The organism is Cellulomonas sp. P5_E12 (assembly GCF_054049315.1).
Window position 1 is genome coordinate 286,288 of record NZ_JBFUMP010000002.1, and the last position, 22,907, is coordinate 309,194.

The 22,907-nt window shown below is 74.0% G+C and carries 21 protein-coding genes; 17 read left to right on the forward strand and 4 right to left on the reverse strand.

Going from position 1 to position 22,907, the window contains the following annotated elements; all coding sequences use genetic code 11:
* Positions 1–66: 66 nt before the first annotated feature.
* The gene (locus ACXJKA_RS02755; protein WP_456823635.1) at positions 67–1,800 is read left to right on the forward strand and encodes an APC family permease; all 1,734 of its coding nucleotides are present in this window, start codon (positions 67–69) and stop codon (positions 1,798–1,800) included.
* On the opposite strand, the gene ACXJKA_RS02760 is transcribed toward ACXJKA_RS02755, so the two are convergent.
* Positions 1,797–2,180, reverse strand: coding sequence for an SHOCT domain-containing protein (locus ACXJKA_RS02760; protein ID WP_456823636.1), 384 nt, complete (start codon positions 2,178–2,180; stop codon positions 1,797–1,799). The genes ACXJKA_RS02755 and ACXJKA_RS02760 overlap by 4 nt on opposite strands.
* Before the next feature lie 187 nt (positions 2,181–2,367).
* Between ACXJKA_RS02760 and ACXJKA_RS02765 the strand changes: the two genes are divergently transcribed.
* The 10 genes from ACXJKA_RS02765 to ACXJKA_RS02810 are packed head-to-tail and all read left to right on the forward strand — an operon-like array spanning position 2,368 to position 14,081.
* Positions 2,368–3,585 (forward strand): toxic anion resistance protein, encoded by a 1,218-nt coding sequence (locus tag ACXJKA_RS02765; RefSeq protein WP_456823637.1) that lies wholly within the window; start codon positions 2,368–2,370, stop codon positions 3,583–3,585.
* A 28-nt stretch (positions 3,586–3,613) separates the two neighbouring features.
* Positions 3,614–4,138: a hypothetical protein gene (locus ACXJKA_RS02770; protein ID WP_456823638.1), complete on the forward strand. Its 525-nt coding sequence runs from the start codon at positions 3,614–3,616 to the stop codon at positions 4,136–4,138.
* A complete protein-coding gene (locus tag ACXJKA_RS02775) occupies positions 4,135–5,448 on the forward strand; it encodes an AAA family ATPase (RefSeq protein ID WP_456823639.1) in 1,314 nt (437 codons plus the stop codon). The genes ACXJKA_RS02770 and ACXJKA_RS02775 overlap by 4 nt, the downstream gene beginning before the upstream one ends.
* Positions 5,445–6,737 (forward strand): hypothetical protein, encoded by a 1,293-nt coding sequence (locus ACXJKA_RS02780; RefSeq protein WP_456823640.1) that lies wholly within the window; start codon positions 5,445–5,447, stop codon positions 6,735–6,737. Before ACXJKA_RS02775 ends, ACXJKA_RS02780 begins: the two co-directional genes overlap by 4 nt.
* Positions 6,734–7,669, forward strand: a complete 936-nt coding sequence (locus ACXJKA_RS02785) for a glutamate ABC transporter substrate-binding protein (protein ID WP_456823641.1) — start codon at positions 6,734–6,736, stop codon at positions 7,667–7,669. Before ACXJKA_RS02780 ends, ACXJKA_RS02785 begins: the two co-directional genes overlap by 4 nt.
* Complete coding sequence (locus tag ACXJKA_RS02790; RefSeq protein ID WP_456823642.1) at positions 7,666–8,778, forward strand: hypothetical protein; 1,113 nt, start codon at positions 7,666–7,668, stop codon at positions 8,776–8,778. The genes ACXJKA_RS02785 and ACXJKA_RS02790 overlap by 4 nt, the downstream gene beginning before the upstream one ends.
* Positions 8,775–11,057 carry a tetratricopeptide repeat protein gene (locus ACXJKA_RS02795; protein WP_456823643.1) on the forward strand — a complete coding sequence of 761 codons (2,283 nt, stop codon included), beginning with the start codon at positions 8,775–8,777 and terminating at the stop codon, positions 11,055–11,057. Before ACXJKA_RS02790 ends, ACXJKA_RS02795 begins: the two co-directional genes overlap by 4 nt.
* A complete protein-coding gene (locus tag ACXJKA_RS02800) occupies positions 11,042–12,082 on the forward strand; it encodes a PP2C family protein-serine/threonine phosphatase (protein WP_456823644.1) in 1,041 nt (346 codons plus the stop codon). Before ACXJKA_RS02795 ends, ACXJKA_RS02800 begins: the two co-directional genes overlap by 16 nt.
* 8 nt (positions 12,083–12,090) lie before the next feature.
* Positions 12,091–13,368 (forward strand): vWA domain-containing protein, encoded by a 1,278-nt coding sequence (locus ACXJKA_RS02805; protein WP_456823645.1) that lies wholly within the window; start codon positions 12,091–12,093, stop codon positions 13,366–13,368.
* Positions 13,365–14,081, forward strand: coding sequence for an FHA domain-containing protein (locus ACXJKA_RS02810; RefSeq protein WP_456823646.1), 717 nt, complete (start codon positions 13,365–13,367; stop codon positions 14,079–14,081). The genes ACXJKA_RS02805 and ACXJKA_RS02810 overlap by 4 nt, the downstream gene beginning before the upstream one ends.
* Here the strand turns inward: ACXJKA_RS02810 and ACXJKA_RS02815 are convergent, their stop codons facing one another.
* Together ACXJKA_RS02815 and ACXJKA_RS02820 are read right to left on the reverse strand one after the other, a co-directional pair.
* Positions 14,082–14,759, reverse strand: a complete 678-nt coding sequence (locus tag ACXJKA_RS02815) for a rhomboid-like protein (RefSeq protein WP_456823647.1) — start codon at positions 14,757–14,759, stop codon at positions 14,082–14,084. It lies immediately after the preceding gene.
* A 50-nt stretch (positions 14,760–14,809) separates the two neighbouring features.
* Positions 14,810–15,043: a hypothetical protein gene (locus tag ACXJKA_RS02820; protein WP_456823648.1), complete on the reverse strand. Its 234-nt coding sequence runs from the start codon at positions 15,041–15,043 to the stop codon at positions 14,810–14,812.
* Positions 15,044–15,267: 224 nt separating this feature from the next.
* On the opposite strand from ACXJKA_RS02820, the gene ACXJKA_RS02825 reads away from it, so the two are divergent.
* Positions 15,268–15,807 (forward strand): AMIN-like domain-containing (lipo)protein, encoded by a 540-nt coding sequence (locus tag ACXJKA_RS02825; protein WP_456823649.1) that lies wholly within the window; start codon positions 15,268–15,270, stop codon positions 15,805–15,807.
* Here ACXJKA_RS02825 and ACXJKA_RS02830 read toward each other — a convergent pair whose 3' ends face one another.
* Positions 15,808–16,584 carry an alpha/beta fold hydrolase gene (locus ACXJKA_RS02830; RefSeq protein WP_456823650.1) on the reverse strand — a complete coding sequence of 259 codons (777 nt, stop codon included), beginning with the start codon at positions 16,582–16,584 and terminating at the stop codon, positions 15,808–15,810.
* Between the two features lie 121 nt (positions 16,585–16,705).
* On the opposite strand from ACXJKA_RS02830, the gene ACXJKA_RS02835 reads away from it, so the two are divergent.
* The 5 genes from ACXJKA_RS02835 (at position 16,706) to ACXJKA_RS02855 (ending at position 22,798) form a co-directional block, all read left to right on the forward strand.
* Positions 16,706–17,044, forward strand: coding sequence for a YciI family protein (locus ACXJKA_RS02835; RefSeq protein WP_456823651.1), 339 nt, complete (start codon positions 16,706–16,708; stop codon positions 17,042–17,044).
* On the forward strand, positions 17,041–18,252 hold the full coding sequence (locus ACXJKA_RS02840; protein ID WP_456823652.1) for an RNA polymerase sigma factor: 1,212 nt from the start codon (positions 17,041–17,043) through the stop codon (positions 18,250–18,252). The genes ACXJKA_RS02835 and ACXJKA_RS02840 overlap by 4 nt, the downstream gene beginning before the upstream one ends.
* Before the next feature lie 82 nt (positions 18,253–18,334).
* Positions 18,335–19,789, forward strand: a complete 1,455-nt coding sequence (locus ACXJKA_RS02845) for an outer membrane protein assembly factor BamB family protein (RefSeq protein ID WP_456823653.1) — start codon at positions 18,335–18,337, stop codon at positions 19,787–19,789.
* A 21-nt stretch (positions 19,790–19,810) separates the two neighbouring features.
* On the forward strand, positions 19,811–21,298 hold the full coding sequence (locus ACXJKA_RS02850) for an outer membrane protein assembly factor BamB family protein (RefSeq protein WP_456823654.1): 1,488 nt from the start codon (positions 19,811–19,813) through the stop codon (positions 21,296–21,298).
* Positions 21,299–21,319: 21 nt separating this feature from the next.
* Entirely contained in the window at positions 21,320–22,798 is a 1,479-nt protein-coding gene (locus tag ACXJKA_RS02855; RefSeq protein WP_456823655.1) for a glycosyltransferase family 39 protein, read from the forward strand.
* Positions 22,799–22,907: the final 109 nt, after the last annotated feature.

A 22,907-nucleotide genomic window follows, 5' to 3' on the forward strand; every position in this document is an offset into this window, starting at 1 on the left:
CGGCGGGTCTACGGTCGTCACCGCCCGAGGCAACGGGGCCCCGGGCCCAGCCGCTGCGAGGTTCCGTTGACTGCTCCCACCGAGGACGCCGCTCCGCTCGGGTTCCCCGAGACCGGCAAGGGACTCAAGGGCGGCGCGCTCGGCCTGGTGTCGAGCGTMGTCGTCGGCACCGCGTCCACCGCGCCCGCGTACAGCCTCGCGGCGAGCCTCGGGTTCGTCGTGGCGGGCGGCGGGGCGATCCTGGCGGGCGTCAAGGCGCCGGCCATCATCCTGCTCGCCTTCGTCCCGATGTACCTGATCGCCGTCGCCTACCAGGAGCTCAACCGCGCCGAGCCGGACTGCGGGACCACGTTCACCTGGGCGGCCCGGGCGTTCGGGCCGATCACGGGCTGGCTTGGCGGCTGGGGGATCATCGCCGCCGACGTGATCGTCATGGCGAACCTCGCGCAGATCGCCGGCGCGTACTCGTTCACGTTCGTGGCGGACCTGGGGTGGGAGGCCGTGGGAGACCTGGCGTCGAACACGCTGTGGACGACGGTCGCCGGCCTGCTGTGGATCGCGATCATGACGTACCTCTGCTACCGCGGCATCGAGGTGTCGGCGCGCATCCAGTACGTCCTGCTGGCCATCGAGGTCGCCGTGCTGATCATGTTCTCGGTGGTCGCGCTGGGCAAGGTGTACTCGGGCAACGCGGAGTCCTACTCGCTGATCCCGTCCTGGGACTGGTTCTGGCCGGGCGGGCTGAGCGTGGCCGACGTCATCGCCCCGGCGCTGCTCACGGCCGTGTTCATCTACTGGGGCTGGGACACGGCCGTCTCGGTGAACGAGGAGTCGGACGACCCCGCCAAGACCCCCGGGCGCGCGGCGATCCTGTCGACCGTCCTGCTGCTGGTCACCTACACGCTCGTGTCCACCGCGGCGGTGGCGTTCGCGGGGGTCGGCACCACGGGCATCGGCCTGGGCAACCCCGACAACGCCGACGACGTGTTCGCGGCGATCGGGCCGGCGCTGTTCGGCGACACCGCGCTGGGGCACGTCGGGCTGCTGCTGCTGTCGGCGTCGATCCTCACCTCGGCGTCCGCGTCGACGCAGACGACGATCCTGCCGACGGCCCGGACCACCCTCTCGATGGCCGCGTACAAGGCGATGCCCGCGGCGTTCGCCAAGATCCACCCCAGGTACCTGACCCCCGGAGTCTCGACGATCGCGATGGGCCTGGCGTCCATGCTCTTCTACGCGATCTTCACGCTGATCAGCCCGAGCCTCCTGACCGCGCTGATCGGGTCGGTCGGCCTGATGATCGCCTTCTACTACGGCCTCACCGGGTTCGCGTGCTCGTGGTTCTACCGGCGGACGCTGCACCACAAGCCGCGCGACTTCTTCATGCAGGGCGTGCTGCCCTCGCTGGGCGGGCTGATCCTGCTGGTCGCGTTCGTGTACGCGCTGAAGTCGTTCGCCGAGGTGGACTGGCTGCAGGACGAGAACGGCAACGACGTCACGATCGCGGGTGTGGGCGCGGTGGCGGTCGTCGGCGTGGTCGCGATCCTCATCGGCGCGGTGCTCATGGTGATCTGGCGACTGCGGGCGCCGGCGTACTTCCGCGGCGAGACGCTGCCGCGGGCCGGGTCGCACGACCTGGTGCTGGTGGGCTCCACGGCCGCCGACGAGCCGGTGTTCCGGCTGCCTGACTCGGGGCTGCCGGGCATCGTCATCGCCCCCGACCTGTCCAACCTGCCGAGGGGGGAGCGGGCCGTCAACCCGGTCACCGGCGACGAGGTGCGCCCCGACGACGAGCCCTAGCCCCCCGCGATGACCTTCGCCTTGGCGACGCGGTACTCCTCGTCGTCCAGCCTGCCGGCCGCGTGCAGCGCGCTCAGGCGCTCGAGCCGGGTGGTGACGTCGTCCACCGGGGGCGCCGGGTGAGCAGCGGCGTGCTCCTGGCGGCTGCGCTGGAACGCGTCCGCCCCGTCCCTGGCGGCGGTCGCCGCTCCCTTGCCGAGCGCGACGCCGGTCTCGCCGACGACGACGACCGCGGTGGCGCTCTTCGACGCCAGGGAGTCCTTGGTGGAGTCGCTCACAGGCAGCTTGCCGATGCCGGCGGCGACGACGCGCTGCACGTCCTGGGCGATGCCGAGCCGTCGGAGCCGCTCCTCGAGGGAGGCCTTGTCGTCGGCGGTCATCTCCCGATCCTGCCCCATCTCACCGCGCGCTCGTCGGCCCCCTGCCTGGGCATGGCAGAGATCGGTTGGTCACCGGGCCGGAACGGTCTTGCGTGCTACTGTCCGCAACAGGATGCTTGACCATTCCATGACCATTGCAAGGCGCAGAATGATCGCCCGTGCGACGACCTGGACGTGAAGGACGACGATGACCGAGGCAGCCCCGCTCCAGCCCCCCGCGCCGCAGTCCGTGTTCGCGCTCGATGCCCCCGCACCGATGTCCCCGGTGGCGAAGACCGCCGCCCCCGCGATGGCGCCGCAGATCCCCGAGGCGGCACTGCCCGGGCTCGACGCGAAGGTCTCGGCGTACGTCGACGGACTGATGGCGGCGCAGGTGGGCTCGCCCGAGCTCGCGCGCAAGGCCGACGACATCCGGCTCATGGGCGACTCCGACATCCGCGGTGCGGCGGAGACGTCGAACCGCCTGCTCCAGATGCCCGTCAAGGAGCTGCGCGAGGGCGGCGTCTCGGGCACGTCCCAGGTGAGCAAGTCGCTGCTGGACCTGCGCAAGACGGTCGAGAGCCTGGACCCCAGCGAGGCCACCATCGGCAAGAAGCTGCTCGGGCTCATCCCGTTCGGCGACTCGATGACCGACTACTTCCGCCGCTACGAGAGCTCGCAGAAGCAGATCGACGCGATCGTCCGCGCGCTCTACAACGGGCAGGACGAGCTGCGCAAGGACAACGCGGCGCTCAACCTGGAGAAGCAGCACCTCTGGGACACCATGGCCCGCCTGCACCAGTACATCTACGTCGCGGAGTCGCTGGACCGGCGCCTGTCGACGACCATCGCGGAGCTCGACGCGACCGACCCGGCGCGGGCCAAGGCGCTGCGCGAGGACGTCCTGTTCTACGTGCGCCAGAAGCACCAGGACCTGCTCACGCAGCTCGCGGTCTCGATCCAGGGCTACCTCGCGATCGACATCATCATCAAGAACAACGTCGAGCTCATCAAGGGCGTCGACCGGGCGACGACCACCACCGTCGCCGCCCTGCGCACCGCGGTCATCGTCGCCCAGGCGCTGAACAACCAGCGCCTGGTCCTCGACCAGATCACGGCGCTCAACACCACGACCACGGGCCTCATCGCGTCGACCGCCAAGATGCTCAAGGAGCAGTCGGCGGGGATCCAGGAACAGGCCGCGCAGGCCACCGTCGGCCTCCCACAGCTGCAGCAGGCGTTCACGGACATCTACGCGACGATGGACTCGATCGACACGTTCAAGGTCAAGGCGCTCGACTCGATGGCGACGACCATTGGGGTGCTCGAGACCGAGACGACGAAGGCGCGCACCTACCTCGACCGGGTCAAGCGCGCGGACACCACCGACGTGGCCAGCGGGTCGCTCGACCTCGGCACGAGCTGAGCACCGAGGGCCTGGGTAGGCGCCACAGATGAGCTGGTTCGCGCGCCTGAGGGGGCGGCGTCAGGAGCCCGAGCTCCCTGCGCCTCCGCCTGCCCCGACGACGGCCGACATCCTCGCGTCCGCGCACCAGGTGGAGCAGCAGATCGTCGGCAGGGTCCCCGGCGCCGTGACGGCCCGGGTGCACCGCATCGCCCGGACGGTCGAGGAGATGGCGCCGCGGCTGGACCGGCTGGGCGCCGGCAGCCGGCAGGCGCACACCGTCGTCGCGACCGCCACGAGCTACCTGCCCGAGGCCGTCGGCGGCTACCTGCGGCTGCCGCGGGACTTCGCCGACCGCCGCGTGGTGTCCAAGGGGAAGACCTCGCTCATGGTGCTCTGCGACCAGCTCGACCTGCTGGGCGTCACGTTGGACAAGATCTCCGACGCCGTGTCGCGCGAGGACGCCAACGCGCTCGTGGCCCACGGCCAGTTCCTCGCCGAGAAGTTCGGCGAGTCCTCGTTGGCCCTGGCGCCCGACGCCGGCCTCGACACCCCGCAGAGGGAGCTCCCGTGACCCTTCCCGACGCGCTGGACACGCTCGCGCAGGCCGGCGCCGCGGCCGGGCTGGACGAGGCCGCGGTCCGCGACGAGGGCGCCCGGCTTGCTGCCGCCGTCGCCGAGTCGGTCCCGGGTGCCGCGGCCGCGTGGCTCACCGCCGTCGGCTCGCCGGACGCCACCTACGGTGCCTTCTTCTCGGCCGCGTCCAGCGCGCGGCGGTGGCGGTCGGCGCCGACCGACCTGCTGGCCGGGCTCGTCGCGGACGGCTCCGCGCACGCCGAGGCCTATGCGACCGCGCTCGCCGGCGTGGTCTCCGCGGCCTGCGACCTCGGCCCCGCGGAGATCGACGTCATCGCGCGCGCCTCCGCCACCGCCGCGGTCCAGCGGGCAGCCGTGGGTGGGCCACCACAGGGGACGCCGCTCCCGGGCACGGCCCAAGCTGCCACACCGCCGCCAGGCACCACGTTCCACCCGGAGGAGAAGCCCGCCAAGACGCTCGAGGAGCTGTTGGCGGAGCTCGACGCGCTCGTCGGCCTGTCCCGCGTCAAGGCGGAGATCCGCCAGCAGACCCAGCTCCTCCGCATCGAGAAGCTGCGGACCGAGGCCGGGCTCACCGCTCCGACGCTCACGCGCCACCTCGTGTTCCTCGGCAACCCCGGCACGGGCAAGACGACGGTCGCGCGCCTGGTCGCCGGGATCTACCAGGCGCTCGGGTTGCTGACCAAGGGGCACCTGGTCGAGGTGGACCGCTCCGAGCTGGTCGCCGGGTACCTCGGGCAGACTGCCGTGAAGACGTCCGAGGTCGTCGCGACCGCGCTGGGCGGCGTGCTGTTCGTCGACGAGGCCTACGGCCTGGCCGAGGACCAGTACGGCGCCGAGGCCGTGAACACGCTGGTCAAGGACATGGAGGACCACCGCGACGACCTCGTGGTGATCGTCGCGGGCTACCCCGGGCCCATGGCGACGTTCCTCGCGACCAACCCGGGCCTGGAGAGCCGGTTCTCCACGACCGTGGAGTTCGACGACTACACCGACGCCGAGCTGCGCGAGATCTTCGCGCGCACCGCGGCCAAGGCCGACTTCGAGCCGACCCCCGAGTGCCTGACCCGGTTCGAGGAGCTCGCGTCGCTGCAGATCCGCGACGAGGGCTTCGGGAACGGTCGGTACGCGCGCAACGTGCTGGACCAGGCGATCACGCGGCACGCCTGGCGCCTGCGGGACGTTGAGCAACCGACGGTGGAGCAGCTGAGGTTGCTCCTCCCCGACGACCTGGTGCCGGAGTCCGACGTCGCCGCCGTGCCCGACCACATCGAGGAGTCAGCGTGACGCAGACCATCGCCCAGCCGGCGACCCCTCCCGCGGTCGCACCGGCACCCGCTCCCGCGCCGGTGCACCGGAGGGGCCTGCGCGGCGCGCTGAGCCGCACGCCCGGCAAGATGCGCGTCGCCGGGGTCCTCGCGATCGTCGCCTCCCTGGCCGTCGGCGTGCTGGGGCTGCGCGCGGGCCTCGCGCAGTCGGACGCGCTCGCCGACGCGGACGCCGACACCACCCAGCTGGTCGGCATCCAGGACGTCCGCAACGACCTGGTGGTCGCGGACGCGACCGCGACCAACGCGTTCCTCGTCGGCGGCCTCGAGCCGCCCGAGCAGCGCGCCCGGTACGACGAGGCCGTCGCCTCGGCCGCGAGCGGGCTCGCCCAGCTGGCCGGCTCCAACGAGGCGGACGCCGAGCTGCTGGGCAAGGCGACCGCCGGCCTGACCACGTACACGGGGCTGGTCGAGCAGGCGCGGGCCAACAACCGGCAGGGCTTCCCGGTCGGGGCGGCCTATCTCGACCAGGCGTCGACGGTCCTGCGCACGGACGTGCTCCCGCACCTGGACGACCTGGTCGGCGCCAACAGCGACCGGGTGGACGCGTCGTTCGACTCCGTGGCGTCCGTGCCGTGGCTGCTCGCGCTCGGCATCCTGGCGCTCGCGGTGCTCGTCGTCGTGCAGGTGTGGCTGGCCCGGCGCACCCACCGGCGCCTGAACGCCGGGCTGTTCTGGTCGACCGTCCTCGCGCTCGCCGCCAGCGTCGGCGGAGCGGTGGTGCTCGGGTCCACGGCGCAGCGGGCGACGGACGTGCAGCACGGCCCGTACGACGAGACGGTCTCGGTGTCCCGGGCGTACTCGCTGGCCAACGACGCGAAGTCGATGGAGTCGTTCACGCTGATCAAGCGCGGGTCCGGCGCGGCGTACGAGGAGACGTTCGTCGCCGAGACGGACGAGGCGCGCACCCTGCTCTCGCGGGACACGGTCGACCCGAGCCTGGTGCCGCTGCTCGACGACTGGGTGGCCGCGCACCAGGAGATCCGGAAGCTCGACGACGGCGGCGACTGGGACGGCGCCGTGGCGCTGGCGATCAGCACCGGCGACGGGACACCGAACGGGACGTTCGACGCGTTCTCGACCGCCGCGTCCACCAGCCTCGAGGCCAGTGCGCACGAGACGCACGTCGGGCTGTCCGGGTCCGGCGGCTCCGCGGTCCTCGTCGGCTGGCTGATGCTGGTCGCCGGTCTGCTCGCCGCGGTCCTGTCCTGGCGCGGCATCTCGACCCGAGTGGAGGAGTACCGGTGAGCACCATCCAGAGATGGCGTCGCGGCACGCTCGTCGCGTCCCTGCTCCTGCTCGCGGGCTGCTCGGTCGCCCCGACCGCCGTCCAGCCGGCCGCACAGGCGCCGGCCCCGGCAGCAGCCGCCGCCCTGCCCGCGGCGACCGAGTGCGACAACGCCACGACGTCGTACGCGCCCGACGGCGGCCCCGCGCCGACCGTCGACGCGATCCGCGAGCGCGGTGCCCTGCGCGTCGGCATCTCCGCCGACACCCTGCTCATGGGCGCCCGCAACCCGCTGTCCGGCCAGATCGAGGGCTTCGACATCGACATGCTGCACGCGATCTCGGCGGCGATCTTCGACGGCGACCCGAACAGGCTCCAGTTCCGGGTCATCACCTCCGCCCAGCGCCTCGACGTGCTCGCCAACGGCGAGGTCGACCTCGTGGCCCGCACGTTCACCATGAACTGCGAGCGCTGGGACTCCATCGCCTTCTCGGGCGAGTACCTGCACGCCGGGCAGAAGGTGCTGGTCACCCGCGACTCGACGGCCGCCGGCATCGACGACCTGGCGGGCAAGCGCGTCTGCGCGCCGGACGGCACGACGACCCTCACGCGGCTGCAGGAGACCTACCCCGACGTCACCGCGGTCAGCGCCCCGACCCACACCGGCTGCCTCGTCCTGTTCCAGCAGGGCAAGGTCGACGCGATCACCGGTGACGACACGATCCTCGCCGGGTTCGCGGCGCAGGACCCGTACGCCAAGGTGGTCGGCGACGCGTTCAGCGACGAGCCGTACGGCATCGGCGTCAACAAGGACCAGGTCGACCTCGTGCGGTTCGTCAACGGCGTCCTCGACCGGATGAAGGCCGACGGCACCTGGGCGGCCACCTACGACCGCTGGCTGCACGCGCTGGGCCCGGCGCCCACGCCGCCCACCTCGGTGTACGGCCGGTGAGCGGACCCGACGCGCCGGACCCGCCAGGGAGGCTGGGCGAGCCGATCCCGGCGCCCCAGCTGCTCGCGTACCTCAGCGGCCTCGAGGCGTGGCTGGCGCACCGGCGCACCGAGCTGGACCGCCTGGACCAGGCGGCCCAGGCCTCGCCCGCGTCCGAGAGCTACACCGACGACGTGCTGCTCGCGCTGACCATGTGGCAGGCGATCCGGACGCGCACCGACGAGCTGGTCGAGGTGTGGGACTCGGGCCGGGCGGACGCCGTGGACCGCGAGAAGATGTCGCAGCTGGTGTGGGGGCGGCTCGACTCCGGGCTGGGCGCCGCGCTGGTCTCGCTGGTCGAGGCCGTGACGCTGTGCGACGCGATGATCTCCCAGGTGCGGGCGCGGCTGTCGTTCGACCCCGACACGGCGGACCAGGCGTCGCGCCTGCGTGGCCTGCGGGCGGGGCTGGTCCGCTGCGAGGACCTCGCGGGCCTCGACGTGGCCTCCGGCGAGCTCGTCGCCACCCTGCGTGCGCGGGAGCAGAAGCTCGTCACGCAGGCGGCCCGCGGCGCCGACATCAGCGGCCCGCTGGCCGAGCTCGAGGCCCGCGCCGCGGTGGCGGAGCGCGACCTGATCGTGCAGGTGTCCCAGCGGCGCACGGTGGAGAAGGGGCGGGCGGACGCGGCGGCGACGGTGGCGGCGCTCGAGAAGCGGGAGCCGACGCTGCACGAGCTGGCGGACCGCTGCCGGCGCGAGATCGCCCGGCCGCCCAAGCTCGCCGTGCCCGACGTCTCCCGCCTGGGTCCCGTGCCCTCGACGCGCACCGAGCTCGACTCCTACGTCGACCGGCTGGCGGCCGTGGGCCGCGCCTTCGACGCCGTCGCCGACGCGTACAGCGCGCCGCTGCGTGAGCGCGCGGAGCTGCGCTACCGCCTCGAGGGTGCGCGCGCCGCCGCCGACGCGAACGGGCGCAGCGCGTCGCCGACCGTCCGGTCGGGGTACGACGAGGCGCGTGCCGTCGTCGCCCAGACCCCCTGCGACCTCACCATGACCCGCTTCCTCGTGGAGCAGTACGAGTACCTCACCCGCGACCTGCCCTCGGCGGGTCAGGAGGGACGACCCCGATGACCGCATGCATCGAGCCCGGCTGCACGGGCACCTACGAGGACGGTTGGTGCAACGTCTGCGGCTCGCCGCAGCCGGCCTCGTCGGCGCCTTCCGCGACCGCGTCCGCCACCTCGCTGCTGGGCACGGGCGTCGCCCAGGCGGCCCCGGACCACGCGGCGGGCGAGGAGGTCGCCGAGCGATCCACCCGCACCGGCCGGACGAGCTCGAGCCGCCTGGCGACCGTCGCCCTCGGCTCGGCGCGCACGGCGGCCACGGGGTCGCGGCCCACGCGCCGCGTCGGCACCTCGTCGACGCGCCTGCGCGGCGCGCGGCTGGGTGCGGGGCTCACCACGGTCCCGCCCGCGCCGGTCCAGGACCCGCTGCAGGCCGTCATGGCCGTGCCGGAGGTCGAGGAGCGCAAGCGGTTCTGCCCCAAGTGCGGCGCCGAGGTGGGCCGCTCGCGCGACGGCGTGCCCGGCCGGACCGCCGGGTTCTGCCCCAAGTGCGGCACCCACTTCGACTTCACGCCCGCGCTCAACCCGGGCGACGTGGTCGGCGGCCAGTACGAGGTGGTCGGCTGCCTCGCGCACGGCGGCCTCGGCTGGATCTACCTGGCGCGCGACCGCAACGTGTCCGGTCGGTGGGTCGTGCTCAAGGGCCTGCTGAACTCCGGCGACCCCGACGCGTACGCGGCGGCGATCTCCGAGCGGCAGTTCCTCGCCGAGGTCGAGCACCCGCTCATCGTCGAGATCTACAACTTCGCCATGCACGAGGGCGCCGGCTACACGGTCATGGAGTTCGTCGGCGGCCGGTCGCTCAAGCAGATCCTGCAGGACCGTCGCGAGGCCGCGGGGGTCGTCACGCCGCTGCCCGTGGACCAGGCGCTCGCGTTCGTCCTGGAGATCCTCCCGGCGTTCGCCTACCTGCACGACGTCGGCCTGCTGTTCTGCGACTTCAAGCCGGACAACGTCATCCAGCAGGGCGACGCGGTCAAGCTCATCGACCTGGGCGGCGTGCGGCGGATCGACGACCTCGACTCGGCGATCTTCGGCACGGTCGGCTACCAGGCGCCCGAGGTGCCCGTGGTCGGGCCGTCGGTGGCCTCCGACATCTACACGATCGGCCGGACGCTGGCCACGCTGGTGCTGGACTTCCGCGGCAACACCACCACCTACGCCGCGTCCCTGCCGCCGGTGGCCGACACCCCGGTCTTCCAGACCTACGACTCGTTCTACCGGCTGCTGGCCAAGGCGTGCGCGGTCGACCCGTCCGACCGGTTCGCCACCGTCGACGAGCTGCGCGCCCAGACCCTGGGCGTGCTGCGCGAGGTCGTCGCCACCGACCGCGGCCCGGGCAGCCCGGCCCTGCACTCGGCGGCGTCGGTCCTGTTCGAGGCGCCCACGTCCGACGAGGCCGGCCACCCGCTGGCCTGGGATCAGCTCCCCGCGCTGAAGGTCGACCCGAGCGACCCGGCGGCCAGCTGGCTCGCGGGCGTCAACGTCAACGACCCGGTCCAGCGCATCGCCGCCCTGGCGGAGGCCCCCGAGGACTCGGTCGAGGTCCGGCTGCGGCGGGGAACGGCGGCGATCGAGGCCGGGCGCCGGGACGTGCTCGACGGGACGATCGCGCAGATCCTCGCCGACGACCCGTGGGAGTGGCGGGCGGCCTGGCTGGGCGGCCTGTCGCAGCTGGCCGCGGGGGAGCCGGTGGCGGCGCGCGCGTCGTTCAACGCGGTCTACGGGCAGGTACCCGGCGAGCTGGCGCCCAAGCTCGCGCTCGCCACGTCGTGCGAGCTCAGCGGCGAGCCGGACATCGCCGAGTCGCTGTACGTCATCTGCGCGCGCTCGGACGCGAACTACACCGCACCGGCCGCGTTCGGCCTGGCCCGGATCCGCAGCGCGCGGGGCGACACGGCCGGTGCGCTCGCGGCGCTCGACCTGGTCACGGCGACCCGCAGCTCGTACGTCGAGGCCCGGATGATGCGCGCGCACCTGCTGGCGGGGTCCGCCCAGGACCTGGGCGCGCTGTCGGCCGCGCTGGCCAGCGTGCACGGCGTGGCCATCGACGCCCGCGCGCGCTCGGCACTGCGGGTCGACGTGCTCGGCAACGCGCTCGCCACGGTGCTCAAGGACGGCCCGTCGAAGAACGTCCAGCTCGACGGGGTGCCCGCGCAGGAGCACGGGCTGCGCGACGCGCTCGAGGCGGCGCTGCGGGAGTCCGCGACGCTGGCCGACAGTCACGACGAGCGCATCGAGCTCGTGGACAAGGCGAACGGCGTGCGTCGGTGGACCACGTGGTGACCTGCGCGTCCTGCGGCACGGTCGCGGGGGACGGCGCGGCGTTCTGCGAGCAGTGCGGCGCGTCCCTGACCCCGGTGGTCGCGGCGCCGGCGGTGGCGGTCGAGCCGGAGCCCGTCGTCGCCGCGGTCTGCCGGGCGTGCGGCGGGACGATCGCCGACGACGGGTACTGCGAGCTGTGCGGGGAGCCCGCGGCGAAGGAGCGCGACCACTGGAGCGAGCTCCCGTCGGCGCTCGTCGGCGGCGTCTGCGACCGCGGTCGTCGGCACACCCGCAACGAGGACGCGATGGCGCTCGCGGTCGCAGGCACGACCGCTGTGCTCGTCGTCTGCGACGGCGTCTCGACGGTCGCCGACTCCGACCTGGCCAGCCTGGCGGCCGCCCGCGCCGCCCGGGACGTGCTCGCCGGGGGTGTGGGGGGCAGCACCGTCGGCACCTGGTCGGCGCTCCTCGACACCGCGGCCGCGGCCGCCGACCAGGCCATCGCCGACGCCATCGGCGACATGGCCGAGCGCGCCGAGCCGCCGTCGTGCACGTTCGTCGCCGCGGTCGTCGACGGCCCGACGGTCGTCGCCGGGTGGCTGGGGGACTCCCGCGTGTACTGGGTGCCGGACGCGGGTTCCGAGGGCACAGCGCTGCAGGTCAGCGTCGACGACTCTGCGGCGAACGAGCTGATCGCCCGCGGCGTCCCGCGGGCCCGTGCCGAGGCCTCGCCCGAGGGCCACGCGATCACCCGGTGGCTGGGTGCCGACGCCGAGACCGTGGTGCCCAGCACCGCGACCACCCGCGCGCAGGGGCCCGGCTGGGTGCTCGTGTGCTCCGACGGGCTGTGGAACTACTGCTCCGAGGCCGCGGACATGGCCGACCTGCTGCACCGCACCGCGGCCGCGTGCGGACCGGCACCCGACGCGATCGCCGGAGAGCTGGTGCGGTGGGCCAACGAGCAGGGCGGGCACGACAACATCACCGCCGCGCTCGCCCGTGTCGGCGCGGGCTCAGATACTGTCCAGACCTCAGAGACGACTTAGGAGCCACAGTGGCCGACTTCCGCACCGAGGTGTTCCAGAACGAGTTCCTCTCCGAGGGCGCCACGGACGTGCACGCGATCGTCACGGTGACGAGCTCGGGTGCGGGCACCGCGGCCACCAGCGGCGGGGGCGTCGCGGAGATCGTCATCATCGACACCTCCGGCTCCATGAGCGGTCCCAACATCGAGGCCGCCAAGTACGCGGCGCAGGTGGCGGTGGACCAGATCGTCGACGGCACGTGGTTCGCGGTCATCGGCGGCAGCCACGTGGCCAACCGCGCCTTCCCGTACCCCAACGCACCCGTCGCGATCGTGCAGATGGAGCCGGGCGCGCGGGCCGAGGCGAAGCGGGCGATCTCGTTCATGCGGCCGTCCGGCGGCACCGCGATGAGCACCTGGCTGCGGCTGGCCGACGCGATCTTCGCCGAGGTGCCGCAGGCGGCGCAGCGGCACGCGATCCTGCTCACCGACGGCCGCAACGAGTCGGAGCCGAAGCTCGAGCTGGCGCAGGCGATCAGCGCGGTCACCGGGCACTTCCAGTGCGACGCGCGCGGCGTCGGCTCGAGCTGGGAGGTGGCCGAGCTGCGCTCGATCGCGAGCGCGCTGCTGGGCACGGTCGACCTCATCCGCGAGCCCGCGGACATCGCCGAGGACTTCCGCGCGCTCGTCCAGACCTCCATGTCCAAGGGCGTCGCCGACGCCGAGCTGCGCGTGTGGGCACCGCAGGGCGCGCAGGTGCTCTTCGTCCGTCGGGTGGCGCCGACCGTCGAGGACCTCACCGCGCGGCGCACCGAGGTGAACGCCCTCACGGGCGCGTACCCGACCGGCGCGTGGGGCGACGAGTCGCGCGACTACCACGTGGCCATCAGGGTGGCGTCGAAGCCGGTCGGCTCGGAGCAGCTGGCGGCGCGCGTGCAGATCGCGGTCGGGGGAGAGGTCCAGGCCTCGGGGCTGGTCAAGGCCCGCTGGTCCGACGACAGCTCGCTGACCGCCCGGATCAACCCCGAGGTCGCGCACTACACCGGCCAGGCCGAGCTCGCGTCGGTGATCCAGGAGGGCCTGGCGGCGAAGGCCGCCGGCGACGAGGCGACGGCGACCGTCAAGCTCGGCCGCGCGGTGCAGCTGGCCGCCGAGACCGGCAACGAGGAGGCCACCTCCAAGCTGCGCCGGGTGGTCGACGTCGACGACGAGGAGAAGGGCACCGTGCGACTCAAGCGCAACGCCGACAAGCTGGACGAGATGGCGCTCGACACCGCGTCGACCAAGACCACCCGGGTCCGCCGGTGAGCACCGTCCTCTGCCCCAACGGCCACCAGTCCACATCGACCGACTACTGCGACACCTGCGGCTCGCCGATCGAGAGCGCCGCTCCTCCCGCGTCCGCGCCCACCCCCGCGGTCGCGGCGACGACGACCACCTGCCCGCACTGCGGAGCCCCGGCGTCGTCGCTCGCGCTCTTCTGCGAGACGTGCGGCTACGACTTCACGACGGGCTCCCTGCCGGCCGCCGCGGACCCCGCGCCGGTCGTCGCGACCCCTGCACCCGACCCCGCACCCGACCCCTCCCCGCAGCTGCCCACCCCGCCCCCCGACGGCCAGGACGCCTGGGTCGCGGAGATCTGGGTGGACCCCGACTGGTACGAGGCGCAGCAGCCGGAGGAGCCGATGCCGTCGGCCGGGCTGCCCGGGCTGGTGCCCCTGCGCGAGCGCAGCGTGCTGGTCGGCCGCCCGTCCGAGTCGCGCAACATCCACCCCGCGGTCGACTGCGGCTCCGACTCCGGCGTCTCGCGGCGGCACTGCCAGCTCAACACCGACGGCCAGCGCTGGTGGGTCGAGGACCTGCAGTCGTCCAACGGCACCTACGTGAGCCGCGCGGGCGACCCGTTGCCGACCACCCCGATCCCGCCCGGCCAGCGTCGCGAGATCGAGGACGGCGACCGCCTGTACCTCGGGGCGTGGACGCGCATCGTGGTCCGGACGGCGCTGCCCGGCGAGGTGTAGTCAGGCCCGCACGCGTCGGTCGGCGGCGACGGCGCGAGCGGCGACGAGGGCGAGCAGGAGCCCGATGGTCAGCGCGCTCGCGTGGCCGGCGTCCGTGAACGTGCGGTTGATCGCGCCGGGGAGCAGCCAGAAGATCGCGGTCGCGCCGAGGTACCACCAGCGCCACCGCGGCGGGACGGCGAGCACCAGGAACCCCATGGCGGCGGCCATGACGTAGCTGACGCCGACGTCGGTCGCCTCGGCGACGCTCTCGTCGACGAACCCGTGGAAGATGCCCGTGGCCAGGCCGGCCGCGACGATCAGGCCCGCCCCGACGTGCCCGGCCAGCCCGACCACCAGCGAGGCCAGCCGCCCCACGAACCGCTGCAGGTAGGCCAGGACGACGAGGAGCGGCACGACGAGCAGCAGGCCCCCCACGCTCTCGACGACGAACGCGCTGCCGAGCATCGACAGCAGCGGCTCGACCCGGAGGTTGTTGAGGTTGCCGCTGACCCGGGCCAGGATCTCCTCCTGGCGCCCGTCGGGCTGCAGCAGGACCGCCATGGTCACGATCGTCACGGCGGCGCAGTAGGCGATAGCGAGATCCGCGCGGGCGACCGTGCGACCGGCGTCGCGCAGGACCACCCCGGCCAGCTCGCGGGCGTTGCGCCGGTCCGGCGCAGGCAGCCCGTCGGTCATGGCGGTCACGCTACCGCCGCCGTCCGGACGGCGACCCGCCGACGGCGTCGTCAGCGGCGGTGTGCTCGGGCGGCCGCGTCCGCGAGCATCCGCTCGAGGACCGCGTGGCGGTCTCGCGCGAGTCGCGCGCCCGCCTCGTCGTGCCGGCGCACCGCCTCGTCGTACTCGTGGTGCGCCCGGCTGGTGGCCGCCGCGATCCGGAACCACGGGGCGCCCTCGAGCTCGCGCCGCACCTGCGCCTCGACCTCGATGTTCAGCTGGTGCAGCTGGTCGGTGACGGTCATCTGCTCGGCTCCTTCGCCCTGTCCGTCTCCATCGTGCGCGCCGCCACCGACAGAGTCGGGGCGACACGCGCACGCTCTCCTCGGAAGGAGCGGCCCGACGGCCGGCGCATACACCTGCTCTGCACCCCGACGTGCCGCAATTCACCCGTTATGTCACGCCGTCGGAGCCCTACCCTGGAGGATCGGACATCACCGCGATGCCCGCGCGACGAGGAGGTCGTGCGATGAGGCGAGCATTCGTGTCGATCGTGCTCCTGTTGGGTGCGTTCCTGCTGGTCCCGGCGTCGGGCGCGACGGCGGCGCCCTACTGCGGCCTGGTGTGGGGTTCGCTGGAGAAGTCGGCGTCCGGGCTGTCTCAGGCGCCCGTGGTCAACGTCCGGACCGGGCAGCACGCGTGCTACGACCGGCTCGTGATCGACGTGGCGGGCGACGTCGGCGGCTACACCGTGCACTACGTGCCGCAGGTGACGGCGGACGGCTCGGGGTTCGTCATCCCGACCCGCGGTGGCGCGGCCCTGCAGATCACGGTCAACGACCCGGCCTACACCGCGGCCGGCACGCCGACCTACTCCCCGGCGAACAAGAACGAGCTGCGGAACGTCTCGGGATACCGCACCTTCCGCCAGGTCGTGTTCGCCGGCACCTTCGAGGGGTACACGAGCGTCGGGCTGGGCGTGCGGGCGCGGCTGCCGTTCCGGGTGTTCACCCTCGACGGCCCCGGCACCTCGTCCCGGCTGGTGGTCGACGTCGCGCACCGGTGGTGATCACGCGAGCAGCCCGCGCACGACCTCCGCGGTGGCCTCGGCAGGGATGCCGTGGTTGGCGCCGCCGGGCACGACGACGTGCCGGGCGTGCGGGAGCAGCGCGGCCAGCGCGGCCGCGGACTCCGGCAGCCCGGGCCACGTCTCGGCGCCGGTGATCACGGCGGTGGGCACCGCGACTGCAGCCATGGCGTCGGTCGGGACTCCGAGCGTCGACGTGATCGTCGCGTCGTAGACGGTGCTCCGCGCGATCGCGACCAGCGAGGGCCAGCCCGGCGAGGCGCGGAACTGCTCGACCATGGCGGCGGGGATGCCGACGCCCTCGGTCTGGAACAGCGCGACGGCGTCGTCTGGCCGGCCCTGCGCCAGGAGCGTCGCGAGCCGCTCGGGCAGGCCGGCCGGTCGCGCGGGAAGGGTGCCGAGGGCGAACGGGGCCTCGTAGAGGGCGAGGTGGGTGATCGGGACGCCCGCGGCCGCCGCGGCGAGAGCAAGGTTCCCGCCCGAGGAGAAGCCGAACACCGCGGCGCTCCCGCCGACGAGGTCGACCAGCGCAGCGAGGTCCTCGATCTCCCGCTCGATCGCGTACGGCGCGGTGTCCCCGCTCTGCCCGCGGGCGCGCCGGTCGTAGGTGACCACCGTGTGGTCGTCGACCAGCCGGTCTGCCAGCTCGGCGCAGGTGGTGTGGTCGTTGAAGGCGCCCGTGGCGAAGACGATCGCGGGGCCGTCGCCGGCGCGCTCGTAGGCGATCCGGGTGCCGTCGGGTGAGGTCAGGGTCTGCATGGTTCTCCTTCGGTCGCAGGTGTTACCCCAGGACGTAGGAGACGGTCGCGGATGGACACTGTCCTGGGTGGAGCGCGCCGTTCGTCCTAGGGGAGAACACCACCACCGAGGGAGATCAGTCATGGAGTACCTGCTGCTCATCAGCGCCGACGAGGAGACCGCTCAGGCCCGCATGCGGGAGGGCGCCTTCGGCACGTTCGACGCCTGGATCACGGACCTCGAGCGGCGCGGGGTCCTGCGGGCCCACGTCGGCCTGCACGAGAGCGCGACCGCGACGACCGTGCGCCTGCGGGACGGTGAGGTCCTGCTCACGGACGGCCCGTTCGCCGAGGGTCGCGAGCAGGTGGGCGGGCTCGCCCTCGTCGACTGCGCCGACCTCGACGAGGCGGTCGCGATCGCCGCGGCGCACCCGGCGGCGGCGATCGGGCAGGTGGAGGTCAGGCCGGTGCGCGTCTCGTGACCGACGAGGTCGAGCGGGTCCTGGCGGACACGTTCGCGCGGGACTGGGGGCGTCTCGTCGCCACCCTGATCCGGCTCACGGGCGACTGGGACCTCGCGGAGGAGTGCACGCAGGACGCCTTCGCCGCGGCGCTGCGCACGTGGCGGCGTGACGGCATCCCCGACGTGCCGCGCGCGTGGCTGACCACCTCGGCGCGCCACCGCGCGATCGACCGCATCCGGCGCGAGCGGGTCGGCGCCGAGAAGCTGCGGGCCCTCGTCGACGAGCCGCGCGACGAGCCCGACCTGGACGCCCTGGACAGCGGGATCGCCGACGAACGCCTACGCCTCCTCTTCACCTGCTGCCACCCGGCCCTCGCGCTCTCGTCGCGGGTCGAGCTGGCGCTGCGGACGCTCTGCGGGCTGACGACGGCCGAGATCGCGCGGCTGTTCGGGGTGCCCGAGCCGACGATGGCGAAGCGGCTGGTCCGCACCAAGCACAAGATCGCCGTCGCGGGCATCCCCTACCGCGTGCCGTCGGCCGCCCAGCTGCCGGAGCGCACGCCCGGGGTGCTGGCCGTCGTCTACCTGCTGTTCACGGAGGGCTACGCCGCGACGGCCGGGCCGCACCTGGTCCGCGTGGACCTCTGCCACGAGGCCCTGGACCTCGCGCGGCTCCTGACCGACCTGGTGCCGGACGACCCCGAGGCCGCCGGGCTGCGCGCGCTGATGCTGCTCCAGCACTCGCGCGCCGCGGCCCGGGCCGACGACGACGGGGTCCTGGTCCCGCTCGAGGAGCAGGACCGGTCGGCGTGGGACGCGGCGCTGGTCGAGGCGGGTCTGGCCGAGCTGCGGCGGGCGTTGCGGCGCGAGCGCGTCGGGCCGTACCAGCTGCAGGCGCTGATCGCGGCGTGCCACGTCACCGCGCCGACGGCCGCCGACACCGACTGGCCGCGGATCCTCGGCCTCTACGACGAGCTCGTCGCGGTGCTCCCGTCGCCGGCCGCGCGCGTCAACCGGGCGGTCGCCGTGGGGATGGCGCGCGGGCCGCGGGCGGGGCTCGACGCGCTCGCGGACGTCCCCGACCACCCGCTCGTGCCGGCCGTCYGGGCGGACCTGCTCCGCCGCCTCGGCCGCGCCGACGAGGCCGCCGACGCCTACCGCGTGGCGCTCACGCGGACCACCAACCGGGCCGAGCGGTCGTTCCTCGAGCGCAGGCTGCTCGACTGAGACAGCAGTACCGTCGCTGGATGGGACCGCGGCGTCACGTGGAGCAGGTGGAGCTGCTCGACGACGCCCTGCCGGGGGTCCCATGAGCGCCAGCAGCGCGATGCAGCACGTCGAGCTCGACGAGACGGTGGACGCGCCGGCGGACGTCGCGGACCCGCCCGCCCGTCGTCGCGGCCGGTGGTGGGGGGCCGTCGGGGGCGCCGCCGCCGTGCTCGTCACCGCCCTCGTCGTCACCCAGACCGCGCTCGACGCCCGCGAGCGGGCGGCCCAGGAGCGGCTCGCCGCCACGCCGGGCGTCGTGCGGCCCGTCGATGCGGACGTCGGCGTGCTGTGGCGTCCCGACCCCGCGGCGCAGGCGGTCCTGCTGCAGGGGGTGGACGCCGGCACCGCCATGGTCGGTCTGGCCGTGGCGGACGACGGCTCGCAGGCGTTCGTCGGCCTCGACCAGCGCACGGGGGAGCAGCGGTTCTCGACGCCGCTCGTCGGACCGGACGAGGCCCGGGCGAGGTCGCTCGACCGCAGCGCGGCGGGGACGTGCGTCCCTGTCCCCGGCGCCGAGGGGGCGCCCGCGCAGGCCGCCTGCCTGGTGAGCGACGGCTTCGTGCAGTACGGCGACGAGGGCGTCGAGACCCGCAGGCCCGCGACGACCACGAGGGTGGTCGTCCTCGACACCGGCGACGGGCACGTCGTCGCGGACGAGCCCGCGCCCGGGGCGACCGCGCTCGCGGCGCTGGCCGGGCTCGCCGTGGTGAGCGTCCCCGACGCCGGGATCACCGCGCGGGACCTGCTCACCGGCGACGTCCGTTGGACGTACGTACCGCCGGCGCCCGGACCCGACCGGCGGTCCTTCGCCGGCTCGACCCGGCTGTTCGCGGCCGGCGGCGTGGTGGGGGTCGCCGTGCCGGGCTGGACGGCTGCGGTGCTGTCGTCGTCGGGCGAGTTGCTGCGGGCGAGTCAGCCCGGGGATGCCGACGTCGTCGTCGACCCTGTCGCGGGCCGCCTGGCCCTGCTCTCCAGCAGCGGGTCCGGTGCTCTGCGCTCCACCCTCACGCAGCGTTCTCGCGGGGACGTCGAGCTGCCCGGCGGCCTGCTCCCGCTCACGGTCGACGACGGCAGCGTGCCCGGCCTGGTGCTCACCTCCGACGTGTCCCTGCGCGCCTGGGACGCCGACACGGGCGACGCGCGGTGGAAGGCCGACGTCGTCGCGTCCGTCAACGCCCTGGTGCTGGGCGGTCGCGTCTACCTGAGCACGCAGAACGGTGTCGTCGCGCTCGACGGGCGGACGGGCGAGGTGGTCTGGCGGGGCGAGACGACGGAGGGCAACGTGCCCGGCTTCCTGGCGACGGACGGCGAGCACCTGGTAGTCGCCGACCAGCCGGTGGTCGGAGGCCCGCGCAGCGAGCTGGTCGCCCTCGCGCTCGACGACGGGCACGCCGCCTGGCGCGTCCCGTTCCCCGACGGCCTGCGCTCGAGCGTGGCCGTGGGTCACCTGCTGCTCGGGTGGGGCGACGACGGCCGCCTCGTGGTCCTGGGCTGACGGCGCCAGGAGAGTTCCGTCGTGGCCCGCGCCGGCAGCATGCAGGAGGTCGACCTCGTCGACGGGGCCGCGGACGACGAGCCCGACCCGGCCCCGGGGCGGAGCCGGTGGCGCTGGTGGGCGGTCGGCGCGGCCGCGGTGGCCGTGCTGGCGCTGGGCGGGACGCAGTGGGTGATCGACCAGCGGGACGCCGCCGCGGTCGCCCGGCTCGCCCGCGTGCCGGGTGTGGTCCCTCCGCTCGGGGACTCGCTACGGGTGGTGCGGAGCCTCTCGCAGGACGAGGCGACCTCGCTGTGGAGCGGCATCGACACGGGGGAGGCGTCGGCGAGCCTCGTCGTCGCCGCGGACGGGTCGCAGACCTTCACGGCTGTCGACGAGCGCACCGGGAAGACGGTGTGGTCCACGCCCCTGCTGGGGCCGGACGCCGAGCGGGCGAAGCCGGCGAGCTCCGTCTACGGCGGGACGTGCCTGGCGGGCGCGCCGGCGCCGCAGCCGTCGACGTTCGCCGCCTGCCTGGTCACCGACGGCTTCCTGCGCATCACCGAGGGGGGCACCCAGACGCTGGTCGAGCCGACGACCACGCGGGTGGTGGTCCTCGACACCCGCGACGGGCACGTGCTGGTCGAGTGGCCCGCCGACGACGGCGCCCGGCTCGCCGTGCTCAGCGATCTGCTGGTCGTCGGCCACCGCGATGCGGAGCGCGGGGTCGAGGTCGTCGCGCACGACCCCACCACCGGCGAGGAGCGCTGGCGCTACGCGGAGCCGCTCGTGGACGACCCGACGGCGACCGCCGACGCGTTCACCTATCGTTCCTGGACCTTCTTCGCCGCCCGCGACGTCCTCGCGTTCAGCAACGGCGGCGCGCTGACGCTCGTGTCCGGGGCTGGCGCGGTGGTCCGGGCCGGGCTGCGTGTCGGAGGCAGTGACGGCAGCATCGGTGTCGACCCCGTGACCGGCGAGCTCGCCCTCGCCAGCTACGCCGGAGGCGGCGTCGTCGAGAAGACGACGCTCCTGTCCGCCGACGGGGATCCCGCCGGCGACCGGGTGCTCGACGGGCGCCTGCTGCAGACCAGCGTGGATGACGGCAGCGTGCCCGGCCTGGTGCTCACCGCGCTCGGCCGGCTGCACGCGTGGGACCGGGAGACCGGGCGCGCGCGGTGGAGCGCCGACGTCTCGCCCGGCTACGACGCAATCGTGGTCCGGGGCCGGGTGTACCTCAGCACCTCGAGCTCGCTGGTCGCGCTCGATGGACGCACCGGCAGGACGGTCTGGGAGACGAGCGCGGCGCTCGGCCGCGGCGGCTCGCTGGCCACCGACGGCCGCCACGTCCTGGTGCCGTCGACGCCGTCGTCCGGCGTGGCCGACGGTGGCCTCGTCGCCTACGACCTGGGGACGGGTGCCGAGGTGGACCGCATCGCGTACCCGCCCGGTGTCACAGACGTCCAGATGTTCCAGGGTCTGCTCCTGGGGTGGTCGGAGGCGACCGACGAGCTCTCGGTCCTGGAGTAGCGCTTCGCTACGCTCCCTCTCGTGGTCGTCGCCGACGTCGGCCGGCGTCGCGGCGCGCTCCCGGCTGTGGCCTGGCCCTGGGTGCTCGCGGCCGCGGGCGTGCTGCTCGCGGTGCTCGTCGCCCTGTCCGGGCGGTACGGACCCCACCGCGACGAGCTCTACTTCGTGGCGGCGGGCCGCCGGCTCGCCTGGGGGTACCCCGACCAGCCGCCGGTGATCCCCGTGGTCGCGCACCTCGCCGACCTGGTCGCGCCCGGCTCGCTCGTCGCCCTCCACCTGCCCAGCGCGCTCGCCGCCGCCGGCGTGGTCGTGCTCGCGGCGCTCACCGCGCGCGAGCTCGGTGGCGGGACCGGCGCCCAGCTGCTGACGGTCGTCGCCACCGGGACCGGCGTGGTCGTGGTGACGCTGGGCCACATCCTGTCGACGACGACGATCGACACGCTGTTCTGGGTGGCCATCGTCTACGCGGTGCTGCGCACCCTGACCCGGGACGCGCCCCGCGGGTGGCTGGTGGTCGGGCTGCTCGCCGGGCTCGCTCTGCTGGACAAGAACCTCGTGGCGTTCCTGCTGGTGGCGATCGTCGTCGGCATCGCGCTGACGGGCGAGGTCCGGCACCACCTGCGGTCCCCGTGGGCCTGGGCGGCCGCCGGGATCGCGCTCCTGATCTGGCTGCCGAACCTCGTCTGGCAGGCGACGCACGGCTGGCCGCAGCTGACGCTGGCCTCGGACATCCGCGACGAGTACTCCGGCATCGGTCCGCGGCTCGAGTTCGTCGGGCTGCTGCTCGTGCAGTTCTCCCCGGTCGCCGCGGCGCTGTGGATCTACGGCCTCGTCCGGCTGCTGCGGGTGCCGTCGCTGGTCCGGGCGCGCCCGCTGGGCTGGGCGTTCCTCGTGCTCGTGATCGTCTTCCTCCTGACCGGCGGCAAGGCCTACTACGTCGTGGGTGCGGTGCCCGTGCTGCTGGCAGCGGGGGCGTGCGGTCTGGAGTCGCGACGGAGCACCCGGGGGATGGTCAACGCCGGCGTCATTCTCGGGCTCGGCGCGCTGGTCGCCTGGCCCACCGCGCTGCCGCTGCTGCCCGAGGAGTCGTTCGGCCAGTCGGTCTACGCGGACCTCAACGACGACCAGCTGGAGATGATCGGCTGGCCGTCGCTCGTCGCGACCGTCGACGAGGCCGTCGCCGCGAACGACGCCGAGCTCGTCGTCACCGGGAACTACGGCGAGGCCGGCGCGCTCGAGTGGTACGGCTCCGACGTCCCCGTGGCCAGCGGCCACAACGGGTACGCGGCGTGGGGACCGCCCGCTGGGGTCGTCGGGCCCGTGGTCCTGGTCGGGTACGACAGCGCGCCGGACTGGGCGGTCGGGTGCCGGCCGGTGGCGGTGGTCGACAACGGCGTCGACGTCGACAACGAGGAGCAGGGCGGGCTCGTCCAGGTCTGTGACGGGCCAAGGGGCTCGTGGGCCGCGGTCTGGGCCGAGGTCACCCACCTCGACGCATGACCCCTTGCTCCGTCCGGGGACTTGCTCCCAATTCCTGCCGTGCACACCAGTCCATCCCGTCGGAGAGTAGTCGGGTCTTGCGCTCGTTCGCGTAAGTTCTTGCTTTATC